The organism is Flavobacterium caseinilyticum, from assembly GCF_004349085.1.
Taxonomy (GTDB): Bacteria; Bacteroidota; Bacteroidia; order Flavobacteriales; family Flavobacteriaceae; genus Flavobacterium; species Flavobacterium caseinilyticum.
On the sequence record NZ_SMFM01000001.1, the window covers coordinates 362823 to 377827 of the forward strand.

General features: G+C 33.8%; 13 protein-coding genes. 10 read left to right on the forward strand and 3 right to left on the reverse strand.

The window, feature by feature from the left end:
* Nucleotides 1-95 precede the first annotated feature (95 nt).
* Nucleotides 96-1637 carry a glycine--tRNA ligase gene (locus tag E0F89_RS01645; RefSeq protein WP_131908125.1) on the forward strand — a complete coding sequence of 514 codons (1542 nt, stop codon included), beginning with the start codon at nucleotides 96-98 and terminating at the stop codon, nucleotides 1635-1637.
* 53 nt (nucleotides 1638-1690) lie between these two features.
* Here the strand turns inward: E0F89_RS01645 and E0F89_RS01650 are convergent, their stop codons facing one another.
* Entirely contained in the window at nucleotides 1691-2224 is a 534-nt protein-coding gene (locus E0F89_RS01650; protein WP_131908126.1) for a DUF3575 domain-containing protein, read from the reverse strand.
* A gap of 474 nt (nucleotides 2225-2698) precedes the next feature.
* On the opposite strand from E0F89_RS01650, the gene E0F89_RS01655 reads away from it, so the two are divergent.
* From E0F89_RS01655 to E0F89_RS01670, 4 genes are all read left to right on the forward strand, one after another.
* Entirely contained in the window at nucleotides 2699-3511 is an 813-nt protein-coding gene (locus E0F89_RS01655; protein WP_131908127.1) for a LytR/AlgR family response regulator transcription factor, read from the forward strand.
* Between the two features lie 177 nt (nucleotides 3512-3688).
* Nucleotides 3689-3931: a 3-oxoacyl-ACP reductase gene (locus E0F89_RS01660; RefSeq protein WP_131908128.1), complete on the forward strand. Its 243-nt coding sequence runs from the start codon at nucleotides 3689-3691 to the stop codon at nucleotides 3929-3931.
* Between the two features lie 151 nt (nucleotides 3932-4082).
* Nucleotides 4083-6068: an ATP-binding protein gene (locus tag E0F89_RS01665; protein ID WP_131908129.1), complete on the forward strand. Its 1986-nt coding sequence runs from the start codon at nucleotides 4083-4085 to the stop codon at nucleotides 6066-6068.
* Between the two features lie 2 nt (nucleotides 6069-6070).
* Nucleotides 6071-6766 (forward strand): response regulator, encoded by a 696-nt coding sequence (locus E0F89_RS01670; RefSeq protein ID WP_131908130.1) that lies wholly within the window; start codon nucleotides 6071-6073, stop codon nucleotides 6764-6766.
* A 60-nt stretch (nucleotides 6767-6826) separates the two neighbouring features.
* Here E0F89_RS01670 and thiL read toward each other — a convergent pair whose 3' ends face one another.
* Nucleotides 6827-7873, reverse strand: coding sequence for a thiamine-phosphate kinase (thiL, locus tag E0F89_RS01675; RefSeq protein WP_131908131.1), 1047 nt, complete (start codon nucleotides 7871-7873; stop codon nucleotides 6827-6829).
* A 105-nt stretch (nucleotides 7874-7978) separates the two neighbouring features.
* Between thiL and E0F89_RS01680 the strand changes: the two genes are divergently transcribed.
* On the forward strand, nucleotides 7979-8911 hold the full coding sequence (locus tag E0F89_RS01680; RefSeq protein ID WP_131908132.1) for a 1-phosphofructokinase family hexose kinase: 933 nt from the start codon (nucleotides 7979-7981) through the stop codon (nucleotides 8909-8911).
* Nucleotides 8912-9086: 175 nt separating this feature from the next.
* Here E0F89_RS01680 and lepA read toward each other — a convergent pair whose 3' ends face one another.
* On the reverse strand, nucleotides 9087-10883 hold the full coding sequence (gene lepA / locus E0F89_RS01685) for a translation elongation factor 4 (protein WP_073209088.1): 1797 nt from the start codon (nucleotides 10881-10883) through the stop codon (nucleotides 9087-9089).
* A 214-nt stretch (nucleotides 10884-11097) separates the two neighbouring features.
* Here lepA and E0F89_RS01690 point away from each other — a divergent pair, with 214 nt between their 5' ends.
* The 4 genes from E0F89_RS01690 (at nucleotide 11098) to dusB (ending at nucleotide 14891) form a co-directional block, all read left to right on the forward strand.
* A complete protein-coding gene (locus E0F89_RS01690) occupies nucleotides 11098-11736 on the forward strand; it encodes a pyridoxamine 5'-phosphate oxidase family protein (RefSeq protein ID WP_165929961.1) in 639 nt (212 codons plus the stop codon).
* A 94-nt stretch (nucleotides 11737-11830) separates the two neighbouring features.
* A complete protein-coding gene (locus E0F89_RS01695) occupies nucleotides 11831-13111 on the forward strand; it encodes a putative DNA modification/repair radical SAM protein (protein ID WP_131908134.1) in 1281 nt (426 codons plus the stop codon).
* Entirely contained in the window at nucleotides 13089-13856 is a 768-nt protein-coding gene (locus E0F89_RS01700) for a TIGR03915 family putative DNA repair protein (RefSeq protein WP_131908135.1), read from the forward strand. Before E0F89_RS01695 ends, E0F89_RS01700 begins: the two co-directional genes overlap by 23 nt.
* A gap of 39 nt (nucleotides 13857-13895) precedes the next feature.
* Nucleotides 13896-14891 carry a tRNA dihydrouridine synthase DusB gene (dusB, locus tag E0F89_RS01705; RefSeq protein ID WP_131908136.1) on the forward strand — a complete coding sequence of 332 codons (996 nt, stop codon included), beginning with the start codon at nucleotides 13896-13898 and terminating at the stop codon, nucleotides 14889-14891.
* The last annotated feature ends 114 nt before the right edge of the window (nucleotides 14892-15005 follow it).

Consider the following 15005-nt stretch of genomic DNA (forward strand, 5'->3'; position numbering starts at 1 on the left):
AATCAGGGATTTATTTATAAAAATAGACAAATCAACGCTTCAATCTTTAACAATTTTCTTTTTTTTAAGTTCACTTTTTATATTTTTGCATCATTATGGCAAAACAAGAAGATTTATTTAAGAATGTAGTTTCGCACGCAAAAGAATACGGATTTATTTTTCCGTCAAGCGAAATATACGATGGTTTAAGTGCAGTCTATGATTATGCACAAAACGGAGTAGAATTAAAAAAGAACATACGCGAATATTGGTGGAAAGCGATGGTTCAAATGAACGATAATATTGTTGGCCTTGACGCTTCAATTTTGATGCATCCAACCACTTGGAAAGCATCGGGTCACGTAGATGCGTTCAACGATCCATTGATTGATAACAAAGATTCGAAAAGAAGATATAGAGCCGATGTTTTGATTGAAGATTATGCCGAAAAGCTAAATCAAAAAGCAATCAAAGAAATCGAAAAAGCACGTGCTCGTTTTGGTGATGCTTTCAACGAACAGGAATTTGTTACTACAAATGCCCGTGTAATGGAGTACAAAGCCAAAGAAAGAGAAATTCTGGAAAGAATGGCGCGTTCTCTTGGAAACGAAGATCTGGAAGATGTAAAAGCATTAATCGAAGAATTAGAAATTGCTTGTCCGGAGTCAGGTTCAAGAAATTGGACCGAAGTGCGTCAATTTAACTTGATGTTTGGAACAAAACTTGGAGCTTCAGCCGATTCAGCAATGGATTTATATTTGCGTCCGGAAACAGCTCAGGGTATTTTTGTTAACTTCCTGAATGTACAAAAATCAGGACGAATGAAAGTTCCTTTTGGAATTGCCCAAACCGGAAAAGCATTTAGAAATGAAATCGTTGCAAGACAATTTATTTTCCGCATGCGGGAGTTTGAACAAATGGAAATGCAATTTTTTGTACGTCCAGGCGAAGAAATGAAGCATTATGAATTCTGGAAAGAAGCTCGTTTGAAATGGCATTTATCTCTTGGTTTAGGAAGAGAAAATTATCGTTTCCACGATCACGAAAAATTAGCGCATTATGCGAATGCTGCGGCTGATATTGAATTTAATTTCCCTTTTGGATTCAAAGAGCTAGAAGGAATTCACTCCAGAACTGATTTCGATTTGAAAGCGCACGAACAATTCTCTGGTCGAAAATTACAGTATTTTGATGCTGAATTGAACCAGAATTACGTTCCTTATGTGGTAGAAACTTCAGTAGGATTAGACAGGATGTTTTTGGCGGTTTTTGCGACCTCTTTGAAAGAAGAAACGTTGGAAGATGGTTCTACAAGAACAGTTCTAAAATTGCCTTCGGTTCTGGCTCCAACAAAAGCAGCCATTTTACCATTGGTAAAAAAAGACGGATTACCGGAAATTGCACACAAAATCATTGACGATTTACGTTGGGATTTCAATGTTTCTTATGATGAAAAAGATGCGGTTGGAAGACGTTACAGAAGACAAGATGCATTGGGAACTCCGTTTTGTATAACAGTGGATCATCAAACTATCGAAGATCAAACCGTAACGATTCGTCATAGAGATACCATGAAACAAGACCGTGTAAACATTACTGACTTAAAATCAATTATTGAGAATGAGGTTTCAATGAAAAACTGGTTGATGAAAATGTAATTAGTTTAGGACTATATAAAAAAAAAGCTTCTCGATTGAGAAGCTTTTTTTGTTTAAAACCTATATCCTAATGTTATTCCGCCTCGGCCAACGATTTCATAATCGTTATCATTGCTATTAAATAAATTTCTACCGATTCCTCCATTTATTTCAAACAAAAAACCTTTTTTGGTTATCCATTTTGCACCTAAACCAAAACCTAGAGCAAAATCAGTATTTTTTATTTCCTTTGAAGTGAAGCTGGGGTCAAAATTGCCATACTGGGTGTAGTCCGTGTATTGATATGAATTTAACATTCCAAAACCTTCCACAAAAAAACCAGCCGCCGGTTTTTTACCGAAATAAAAGCGATAGTAGGGAGTCAGGCTAAATTTGGTATCAAATTGATCATCATAATTGAAAAATAATGACACTCCAATTCCGGATTCTTCGTTAAGTAATCGCTCGTAAGTGAATTCCCCTGCACCCAGAACTAAAAAAAGTGCATTTCCTTTTAATTCATTTCTTTTAAAATCAACAGTGTCTTTTTCCTGGCTAAAACCAGATAAGAAAGAGGATAGGCACATTAGAATAAATAGTTTTTTCATAGTAGTAGTTTTTTTATAAAAGTAGGATAAATGTACATGTATTTTTTAAATTTTATATTTAATGATGGATTATTTTTTAAGTGTGAATAAAAATCCACCATCTTTCCCTTTATTTAAAAACTAAAGGGTTCCTAAAAATTTTTAGGTTTTAACATCCATAAAAAATGTTTTCGAAGCCACAATTGCTGGGCAATTTGTAAGTTTTAAAATCTTTTAAAATAGTAAATAATGTTCTTTATCGGATATATTTGCATTTCGTCTTAATGTATCAACATTTGTTGGAAACATATGAACAACATCCTTAAAAAAATGGTTAATTGCTTATTTTTAAAATGTTAAATAAGAGTTTTTTATTGAATTTTTTATGCTTTTGTTTAATAATTTCCTAAAAATAGTATAATAAGTGAATCATTTGAAGTGTATTTATCTACGTACACCTTATGTAATGCCTAACAATTCCAGGAAAAGCCATTGATGAATTATTCGTACATTATTATTGACGACAATCAAGAAAGTGTTTTGAAAACAAAAGCTATTGCTGACAGTTTTTCAGAACTTGATTTTGTAGCATCGGCAAATAATTACGGTGATGGTTTGAATCTCGTATTAGAACACAAGCCACATTTGGTTTTTCTCGAAATCGACCCAACTGATAAAGCCAGTAATTTGTCATTATTACTTATTAATGAGCTGCACAGGTATTTGAATGTTATCCCTAAAATTATCGTTACAACCAGAAAAAAAGATTTGGCTTTTGATGCTATAAAATATGAAGTTGCCGATTATTTCATTAAACCACTATTAAAAATCGATTTAGTAAAGTTGATTTTAAAATTAAATAAGGCAAAAATCGAAACTGAAGTCGATTTGAACGAACCTATAACTTTTGATGAAAAACCAACTTTTCTTCCGCAACCTGAAAGTGTTTATCATCAGAAACCATTGACCTTATGTATAAAGTCTTACGGTGATTACCGCTATATTGATGCAAAAGACATCTGCTATCTTCGTGCCGATAATAATTCTACAGACATACATTTAAATAATGGGGATATGATTACGGCTTTTAAAACATTAAAACATTTTGAAGGGGTATTGTCTTATCCATTTATCAGAATACACAATAGCTATATTGTGAACAGAAATTATATTTCCAGGATTCATAATGGGAATTCTGTTTGTTACATTAAAAATAGCAGTGTAAAACTTCCTTTTTCTAAGTCTTATAAGGTAAATATAGACCTTATTATCTCCGAATTTTCCAACGAGAATTATCTGGAAATATAAAAAGAGTCATTCACTTTAATTTGATGGTCATTCACTATCAAATGGCTATCGTTTACCATAAACGCCTTTTTTTGTAGGAATTTTTCAAGTTGTCTGTGTAGTTTTACAAAAGAATCACATATCAGTTGTGCTTCCAAATTAGATAAAACAAAACAACAATATAAAAAAACCCAAATTATGAAAAAATCAATCTTAACAATCGGATTATTCTCTTTAGTAATGGTATTAACTTCTTTTACAACGCCAGAAACTGATCCTATTATAACAGTAGATAATTACGGTAATGTAGAATTAGTTGGAACACAGTCAACAGGAGGAAATAAAAAAGTTGATCTAGTAGGAACTCAGTCTACGGGAGGAAATAAAAAAGTTGACTTAGTAGGAACACAGTCAACAGGAGGAAATAAAAAAGTTGACTAAAAGACTTTTGAATTTTTAATTAAAGCTATCAAATTATTGATAGCTTTTTTTTTATGTCAATAGTTTTAGTATTTTTGAATGAAATCAAAATAGACAATTGAAATTATACCTCTACATATCGTTGTTGTTATTCGTTTTTTTTAGTTGTGAAATGAAGCATAAAGAAAAAACAAATACTAATTCAACTGAAGATAGCCTTGCAATCTATCTGAATTTGGCAAACACAGATGATTTGTTTTTTAAAAAAAAACAATATTTTAACCAAAAGGCTTTTACGATTTTAATGAATCAATCTAACGATTCCTTAAATAGACTTAACTTGTTTAAAGTTGCCAATCGATACTATAATATGAATGACTGGCGGTCATACGGAGAGACAGTACGTGTACTTTTATATAAATCTTTAAATGCTCAAGATACTGCAAATACGGCTAAAGCATATAGTTATTTGGGAGAATATTATGGGAGTCAATCAATTTCTGATAGTGCTTTTATGTGCTATTTTAAAGCAGAAAAGATATTTTTGAGACTTAATGACACTTATAATTTAGCAAAAACGCGTTTGAATAAAGCTAATTTACAATATGCAGAGAATGATTTTTTAGGAAGTGAAGTGACAGTTTTTAACGCTCTTAGAGTGATAAAAGGAAAGGATGCAAATGATTTAGTCTATGAATCGAATAACCTTTTAGGAATTCTTAATAATGAATTAGGTGAATATGACAAAGCTTTAGAATATCATAACAAGGCTTTGAAAAGTATTGATGATGAGGTAATTCCTTCGTGGAACCAATCAAAAGCAACCTCTTTTAATAATATGGGAATTGTTTATCAAAATATGGGCATGTACAAAAAGGCTATTAATTATTTTAATAGAGGTTTAGAGCAACCAAACCTTATTACTGATAAAGTAGCACTTTATACGATGTTGTTAGATAATTTAGCTTATTCTAGATTTAAAAATAATGAATCAGCAAATGTTCCTGAACTATTCTACAAATCATTAAAAATAAGGGATAGTCTAAATTTTATGACGGGTATTATTGCAAATAAAATTCATTTAGCTGAATATTACGCATCTAATGGCGATACTCTAAAAGGACTTCAGTTCTCAAATGAAGCACTGAAAACAGCAAGGAGTTCTAAGAATGATAGAAATGCTTTAATACCTTTAAAACAGTTGGCCATATTAGAGCCTAAAAAAGCGGCTACTTATAACAAAGAATATATCCATATCAACGACAGTCTCCAAAAAGCAGAGCGAAAAATGGGAGAGAAATTTTCTCGTATTGAATATGAAACGGATCAAATAATAGATGAAAATATCAATTTGGAAACGAAAAATCGAAATCTATTATTTGGGTTTAGTGCTTTTATGATGTTAGGTCTGCTATTATTTGTAATCAAATCCCAAAAAGCAAAAAATAGAGAACTGTTATTCAAACAAGAACAACAAAAGGTTAATGAGGAAATTTATAATCTGATGATTTCGCAACAGAACACTATAGAAACGAATAGGGTAAAAGAGAAAAAAAGAGTGGCGCAAGAATTACATGATGGAGTTTTGGGCAGAATGTTTGGAATTCGAATGAATTTAGACAGTTTGAATAAAATGCACGACGGAACCACTATTGAAAAAAGAACTAATTACTTAACTGAATTAAAAAATATAGAGCAGGATATTCGTGAAATTTCGCATGATTTGAATAGAGAAAAATCGGAATTAATTAATAACTTCGTTGCCATTGTAGATAATTTATTGGAAGAGCAAAAAAAGACTTTCCATCCCAAATTAGTTGCCAGTATTGACCGAACTATAAAATGGGAATTGTTAAGCAATTCCGTTAAAATAAATTTATACCGTATTATCCAAGAATCGCTGCAAAATATTAATAAGTACGCTAACGCAAAAACTATTAAAATAGAACTCAAAAAAAATGATGAAGATTTATTGTTAATCATAAGTGATGATGGGAATGGATTTGATATAAATAAATCAAAAAAGGGTATCGGTTTGCAAAATATACAATCGCGAACCTCAGAATGCAACGGAACTGTGGATATAAAATCAAAAAAAGGAGACGGAACAATGATTACAATTTCAGTTCCACTTGAAATAAAACAAATACTTACCTAGAAATGACAATTGCCTCAAATGTAAATACAATAACTAAAAACAATATACTAATCGTTGATGACCATCCTTTTATTATTGAAGGTTACAAAAATGCGATTACCAGATATAATCCAGATGAATTTGAGTTTGTGATTAGTCAGGCCAAAGATTGTGAATCGGCTTATATAACTATAACAAACCCCGAAACTAAGGCTTTTGATATTGCTTTTTTAGATATTAGCATGCCGCCATACGAAGAAAAAGGCATTTATAATGGAGAGGATTTAGCAAAATTGATTTCTGAATACATGCCAAACTGCAAAATTATTTTGCTTACTATGTATACTGAATTGTTGAAGATTAAAACCATTATCAACACTATTAACCCTAGCGGTCTGGTGATAAAAAATGATTTAACTTTTGATGAATTACTTTTTGCCATTGATAAAGTTATAAAAGATGAAACGTACTATAGTGAATCAGTTTTAAAAATGCTCAATTTATCTGAAGAAGATGCTATCGAAATTGATCAAATTGATAAACAAATATTGTTTCATATATCTAAAGGAACCAAGCTTAATGATATTCCACAATACATTCCAATATCATTAGGTGCAATTGAAAGAAGAAAAATAAATTTAAAAGAACTTTTGAAAGTTGAGGGAGGTAGTGATATTGAATTAATTCGAGAAGCCAAAAACAGAGGATTACTTTTTTAAATTTGTTAAACAAAAAAACGACACTATTGAGTGTCGTTTTTTTGTTTTGTTCAAATAAATTTATTGCGTCAGAGCATCCCAACCACGAGCTTTCAAAGCAATTTTTGTATTGGCTCGGGTCACTAAATGAATTCCTTCGCTTTCTTGTGTCATGTGACCAATAATAGTGAAATTTGGATTTCCTTTAATTTTTTCAAAGTCTTCCATGGCAATGGTGAAAAGTAATTCGTAATCTTCGCCACCATTAATCGCAACGGTTGTACTGTCAATATTGAATTCTTCACAAACATTAATAAACTGGGGGTCGATAGGCAATTTGTCCTCATATAAATTACAACCCACTTTAGATTGCTTGCACAAATGCATAATTTCAGAGGACAATCCATCCGAAATATCAATCATCGACGTTGGTTTTATTTCTAAAGCGTGCAATAAAGTGCGAACATCTTTTCTAGCTTCCGGCTTCAATTGACGTTCTATTAAATACGTATAGGCGTCTAAATCCGGTTGTGAATTTGGATTAACTTGAAAAACTTGCTTTTCTCTTTCTAAAACTTGCAATCCCATGTAAGCAGCTCCAATATCTCCGGTAACCACTAATAAATCAGTTTGTTTCGCGCCATTTCGATATACGATTTCATTTTCGTCCGCTTCGCCAAGAGCTGTAATGCTAATGATTAATCCTTTTTGGGAAGAAGTGGTGTCGCCACCTATAACATCGACATTATATTCACGGGCGGCATGCGTTATTCCTGCAAATAATTCATCTAATGCTTCCAAAGGAAAGCGATTGGAAACCGCTACAGAAACCGTAATTTGTGTTGGCTTTGCATTCATCGCGCAAATATCAGAAACATTGACCACAACCGCTTTGTAACCCAAATGTTTTAAGGGCATGTAAGCCAAATCAAAATGTACACCTTCAATCAATAAATCAGTAGAAACAACTACTTTTTTATCTTTGAAATCCAAAACGGCAGCATCATCGCCAATTCCTTTTAAAGTTGAAGGTTGGTTGATTTCAAAGTTTTTTGTCAAATGGTCTATCAATCCAAATTCTCCTAATTGGGCAATACTTGTGCGTTGTGGGTTTTTATCTTCGATCATTATTTTAATTGTTTTGAGGTTGCAAATATACAAAGAAATATTTGCCTCGAATTGCATCAATTTTCGCCATTTTTTCGCATCTTTCAGTAATTAAAATCATCAACAATGGAATCATTTGATATCGTTACTATAACAGTTAACTCGGCTTTGGATAAAAGCACCCATTTTAAAGGCTTAGTTCCGGAACAGAAAATACGTTGTGAGGAACCGCGCTTTGATGCCGGTGGAGGCGGAATTAATGTTTCTAAGGCAATTTCTCGTTTAGGGGGAACTTCATTGGCGGTTTTTACATCTGGCGGGCCAACAGGTAAAATGCTTGAAGAATTGGTTGCAAAGGAATCGATTGCCTGTGAAGCTGTTGCTGTTCAGAGTTGGACCAGAGAAAGTTTTGTTGCTGTGGATGACAATACGAATTCTCAATACCGTTTTGGATTTACCGGAGGAAAAATTTCCGAAAAAGAAAGCGACAGAATATTAGAAACTATAGCTGCTTTAAAACCAAAATTTTTAGTAGCCAGTGGCAGTTTGAATGAAGGTTTATCTATTGATTTTTATTCAAAAATTGCAGAAATCGCAAAGAAATCAAATGCTAAATTAATTATAGATACCTCAGGTGAAGCATTAAAAAAAGCGCTGGAAGTTGGTGTTTATATGATCAAACCTAATGTTGGTGAACTCGCAAAATTAATAGGGGAAGAGCGATTGGAACTGGAGGAAGTAAACGAAGCCGCAAAAGAAATCATTGCTAAAGGTGGCGCCGAAATCGTAGTTGTTTCCCTTGGTCCACAAGGCGCAGTATTAGTCACAAAGGATGTTTACGAATTTGTTCCGGCTCCTAATGTCGCCAAAAAAAGTACTGTAGGTGCCGGAGATAGTATGGTGGGCGGAATGGTTTGGGCACTTTCGCAAAATAAAAGTCTGAAAGAAGTAATCCGTTGGGGAGTCGCTTGCGGTTCAGCAGCAACCATGAATGAAGGAACCCAATTGTTTAAATTTGAAGATGCTAAACGATTGTTTGAATGGTTGAACAATAAATAAATGTATTGTGGTTGCTCATTGTATTTTAGAGACGCACGCTGTACATACGCACGCTGTAGAGACGCACTGCAGTGCGTCTCTACGATATTGAAAAAAAACAAAAAAACCTGACAATTTTTACACTGTCAGGTTTTCTCTATATTCTATTCTCTCTATTCTGTCTTCTAAAAAAAATCTAATCATTCAACTTCAAAACAGCCATAAACGCTTCTTGTGGAATTTCAACATTTCCCACCAATCTCATACGTTTTTTACCTTTTTTCTGTTTTTCCAATAATTTACGTTTACGCGAAATATCACCACCATAACATTTGGCGGTAACGTCTTTACGCAATGCTTTTATCGTTTCACGTGATATCACTTTTACCCCGATTGCGGCTTGAACAGGAATGTCAAATTGCTGACGTGGTATTAACTCTTTTAGTTTTTCACACATTTTTTTCCCAATCGAATACGCATTGTCGGCGTGCATCAAAGAAGATAAAGCATCAACTATCGTAGCGTTCAATAAGATATCTACTTTAACCAAATTAGAAGTTCGCATTCCAATTGGCGTGTAATCAAAAGAAGCATATCCTTTAGAAACGGTTTTCAAACGGTCGTAAAAGTCAAATACAATCTCTGCCAATGGCATATCAAAAGTCAATTCAACTCGTTCTGTAGTCAAATACGTTTGATTGGTTATCAATCCACGTTTTTCGATACACAAACTCATTACATTTCCAACATAATCAGATTTAGTTATGATGGTTGCCTTAATAAAAGGTTCTTCAACATGGTCTAAACGAGAAGGCTCAGGCAAGTCCGAAGGATTATTTACTATAAGTGGTGTTGTAGGATCTTTTTTGGTGTAAGCCAAATACGAAACGTTGGGAACGGTAGTGATAACTGTCATGTTAAACTCTCTCTCCAAACGCTCTTGGATAATTTCCATGTGCAACATTCCTAAGAATCCGCAACGGAAACCAAATCCCAAAGCTGCTGAACTTTCCGGTAAAAACACCAGCGAAGCATCATTCAACTGCAATTTTTCCATAGAGTTTCTCAACTCTTCATAATCTTCAGTATCTACAGGATAAATCCCCGCAAAAACCATTGGTTTCACATCTTCAAAACCTTTAATTATATTTGTTGTTGGCGTTTTCGCATCCGTCAACGTATCACCCACTTTTACTTCTTTAGCCTCTTTAATCCCAGAAATTAAATATCCAACATCTCCTGCTGAAATTACTTGTTTAGGAACTTGGTTTAATTTTAAAGTCCCAATTTCATCTGCAAAATATTCATTTCCGGTAGCCATGAATTTAATCTTCTGACCTTTTTTAATCTGTCCGTTTTTTACACGAAAAATAACTTCAATTCCTCGAAAAGGATTGTAATGCGAGTCAAAAATTAAAGCTTGTAACGGCTCATCCACATTTCCTGACGGAGGCGGAATTTTTTCGATAATTGCTGCCAAAATATTTTCGACACCAAAACCAGTTTTACCTGAAGCGTGAATAATATCTTCCAATTTACAACCTAATAAATCAATAATGTCATCGCTTACTTCTTCTGGATTGGCACTTGGTAAATCTACTTTATTCAAAACCGGAATAATTTCCAAGTCATTTTCTAAAGCTAAATATAAATTCGAAATCGTTTGTGCCTGGATACTTTGTGCTGCATCTACAATCAAAAGTGCGCCTTCACAAGCTGCAATAGATCGTGAAACTTCATACGAGAAATCGACATGTCCCGGAGTGTCAATCAAATTCAAGATGTATTCTTGCCCTTTGTAAGTGTATTCCATCTGAATCGCGTGACTTTTTATGGTAATCCCACGTTCGCGTTCCAAGTCCATGTTGTCAAGCAATTGCGCTTTTTCTTCACGGGCAGTAACGGTTTGCGTGGCTCCCAGTAAACGGTCAGCAAGCGTACTTTTTCCGTGATCAATATGTGCAATAATGCAAAAATTTCTAATGTGTTTCATGCTGTAATTCTAGTATCAAGTTCAAATTGCCAAAGCAAATATGATGCAAATATAGTCTAAAAGTTTTTTATGTGAGATTCAACAATACCTAATGTTAAGGCAACTGAAATTTAATTTTTTAGCAGTGCTCTTTTGGGTTCTTTCTTATTGTATTTTTGCGTGTGTCTGCATCAGAATGTTGCAATTACATTTCAACTTTTTACACCATGTATTTATGAATAATTCGCAACATGATCATATTACTATTAATGATACTTCATACACATTACTTGACGTAGAATCATTGGCTTGGAAAAAATTAGTAAATGGATCGGTTAAGAAAAAAAACGGTTTTAGGACCATGTGTGTAGGCACCATCAGTGAAAAAAAAACTGCTGCTTTGCGAATTGTTGTGAATAGAAAAGTAGATGAAATTCAAAAAATAATTTATTTCAACACAGATAATCGATCTCGTAAATTTTATGATTTACAAAAAGACAATCAGATTTCACTGTTGTTTTACGATGCGCGTCAACGGGTTCAAATTGTTGTAAAAGCATATGCAACCTTGCATACAAACGATGTTTTAAAACTGGACCGATGGAAGGCTACCAGTCCTCAAGCCCGGCTGGGTTATATGACTCTTGAACCACCCAACACAAAATCAGAAAAACCAACATTAGGATATGAAGAACGATTTTCAACAATAAAGCCCACAGATAGTGAAAGTGACGTGTTTCAAGAAAATTTTGCTGTAGTTGCTTGTGTCGTTTATGAACTTGAATTTTTATACCTTGACTTTACGGGCAATAGAAAAGCAAATTTTTATTATGAAAACAATGTCTTAAAAGATGGCTTTTGGACAGTTCCATAACTTATTTTTATAATGTTAATTAACTCAAAATAAAACTATAACAAGTGTTTTTATAACTAACTTTGCCTTCCTTTAAAATTAAAATATACTTCATTTGAACTTCGATAAAATCAAAGAAAAATTAGAAATTCTAGCCGACGCAGCAAAATATGATGTGTCCTGCTCTTCTAGTGGCGGCAATCGTAAAAACACTAATAAAGGACTTGGCGATTCATCTAGTTCGGGGATTTGTCATACGTACACAGAAGATGGACGTTGCGTTTCGTTATTGAAAATTCTTTTGACAAATTTTTGTATTTATGATTGTGCATATTGCGTTACTCGAAAAAGCAACGACATTCAACGAGCCGCTTTTACCGTAGAAGAAGTAGTTGATTTGACTATTAATTTTTACCGAAGAAATTATATAGAAGGGCTTTTTTTAAGTTCTGGAATTTTCAAGAATGCCGATTATACCATGGAACGTTTAGTTCGTGTAGCCAAAAAATTACGGTTAGAACATAATTTTAACGGATACATTCATTTGAAAAGTATTCCGGGTGCTAGTGATGAATTAATGCGCGAAGCGGGATTATACGCAGATAGGTTGAGTATGAATTTAGAAATCCCGACTGAATCCGGACTAAAATTATTGGCTCCAGATAAAAATCATCAGGACATGATTAAGCCGATGCGTTTTGTAAAAAACGAATTGATTCAATATAAAGAAGAAAAGAAAAAATTTAAAAGCACACCCAAATTTGCTCCAGCGGGACAAAGTACCCAAGTAATTGTAGGTGCAACACAGGAAAATGATTTTCAAATCATACAGGTTGCAGATCATTTTTATAATAATTTTAATCTAAAACGAGTCTATTATTCGGGTTATGTACCGGTTTCTAATGATGCTCGTTTGCCGGCAATTGGTGCTCAAGTTCCATTGGTTCGCGAAAATAGACTTTACCAAGCCGATTGGCTGATGCGTTTTTATGGCTTTAAAGCCAATGAAATTCTAGAAAAAAATAATCCGTTTCTCGATTTAGAAGTCGATCCAAAAATGGGTTGGGCGTTGCGAAACATCACTCAATTTCCGGTAATTATCCAGAATGCTCCGCTAGAAATGATTTTGCGTGTTCCAGGAATCGGAGTAAAATCGGCACATAAAATTGTATATGCCCGCCGTTTTCAAAATCTAAACATGGAACACCTAAAGAAAATTGGTGTTTCGGTCAACAGAGCTAAATATTTTATATCCGTAAGCAATGAAAATACCCATTTAAAATTCTTGAACGCCCTGAATTTAAAGGAAATTATTTTGGGTGACATGAAATCCAAGTTTGAGAAACCGTTTGATAATCAATTATCATTACTCAATGACACAACTTTCTTACGATAATACTTTTGAAGGCTTATTGACTGCGGTTTTCGAAATTTATGAATACAAATATCCAGAACCCAAAATCATAAAAAAAGATGATCTTCAGCAGAATTTATTCGCCGAAAAAATAGAAATCACTACTGATGTTTCTAAATCGGATCGGGTGATTAAAAAACTCAATGCACAAATTGGAAGTGATGGTGTTCGTTGCATTATTTGGGCTTTTCTCTCCGAAAAACCAGGTGTCGAAGATGTGATTTTTGATGTAATTAATTACGCTATTCAAAATCCTACTATTAATATCATGAAGGATTTTTCGAATGATAGTGTCTTGCAAATTTCTCAACTTACTAAAAATGTTGGTCGCGAAAAGCATCGAATGGAAGCTTTTATTCGGTTCGAACAATTGAAAGACGGTATTTATTTTGCTAAAATTGATCCTGATTTCGATGTGTTAACTTTGATTATTAGACATTTTAAAAACCGGTATCAAGATCAAAAGTGGATTATTTATGACTTACGACGCAAATATGGTGTGTATTACGATTTGAATGATGCCGAAATTGTGATGATGGACTTAGATATTAAATCATTGGAAGATAAAAACAATCAAGTCTTCTCGGATACCGAAATCAATTATCAAAAACTATGGTGGGAATATTTTGATCATACCAATATAAAAGAACGAAAAAACACCAAGCTGCACGTTCAACATGTTCCCAAACGCTACTGGAAATACCTAACCGAAAAGAAAATGTTTTAGACTTGCTAACATTTCCGTATTTTTGCAAAAAAAATTACCTTGATTAAAATAGGCAACAATATTGTTTTACCGGACTTTCCCTTACTTCTTGCACCCATGGAAGATGTGAGTGATCCACCGTTTCGTAGATTGTGCAAAATGCACGGTGCAGATATGATGTATTCTGAATTTATATCTTCAGAAGGTTTAATTCGTGACGCCATCAAAAGCCGAATGAAATTAGACATTTTTGATTATGAACGTCCCGTTGGAATCCAAATTTTTGGCGGAGACGAAGAAGCTATGGCCATGTCATCAAAAATCGTTTCTGCGGTAAACCCGGACATTATTGACATAAATTTTGGATGTCCTGTCAAAAAAGTGGTTTGTAAAGGCGCTGGTGCCGGAGTGTTGAAAGATGTTGATTTAATGATTCGGTTAACAAAGGCTGTTATCGATAGCACACATTTGCCGGTAACCGTAAAAACCCGTTTGGGTTGGGATGACACTTCTATTAATATTGATGAGGTCGCAGAACGATTGCAAGACATTGGCGTAGCCGCTTTGAGCATACACGCCAGAACTCGTGCCCAAATGTATAAAGGTCATTCGGATTGGTCCCACATTGCTCGAGTAAAGAACAACCCTAGAATCACGATGCCTATTTTCGGTAACGGTGATATCGATTCTCCAGAAAAAGCATTGCAATACAAAAATGAATACGGCATCGACGGAATCATGATTGGTCGCGCCGCGATTGGTTATCCTTGGATTTTTGATGAAATCAAACATTACTTCAAAACAGGAGAACATTTGGCAAAACCAACTGTTATAGATAGAGTAGAAGCAGTGAGAAATCATCTGACTTGGGCCATGGAATGGAAAGGGGAACGATTAGGAATTGTTGAAACTAGACCACATTATACGAATTATTTCAAAGGAATCCATTCTTTTAAAACACACAAACAAAAATTAGTAACGCTAGATCGTCCTGAAGAATTGTTCGCCGCTTTGAATGAGATTGAAGAAGCTTATGCTGGTTATGAGGTTGTTTAACTAAATATTTTAAATACAAATTCCACTTATTTACAGAGATGATTTCGTGTTAATAAGTGGAATTTGTGTTTGATTTTTTTTAAATCTGAAATCAAAAATCGTTAATCTGAAATC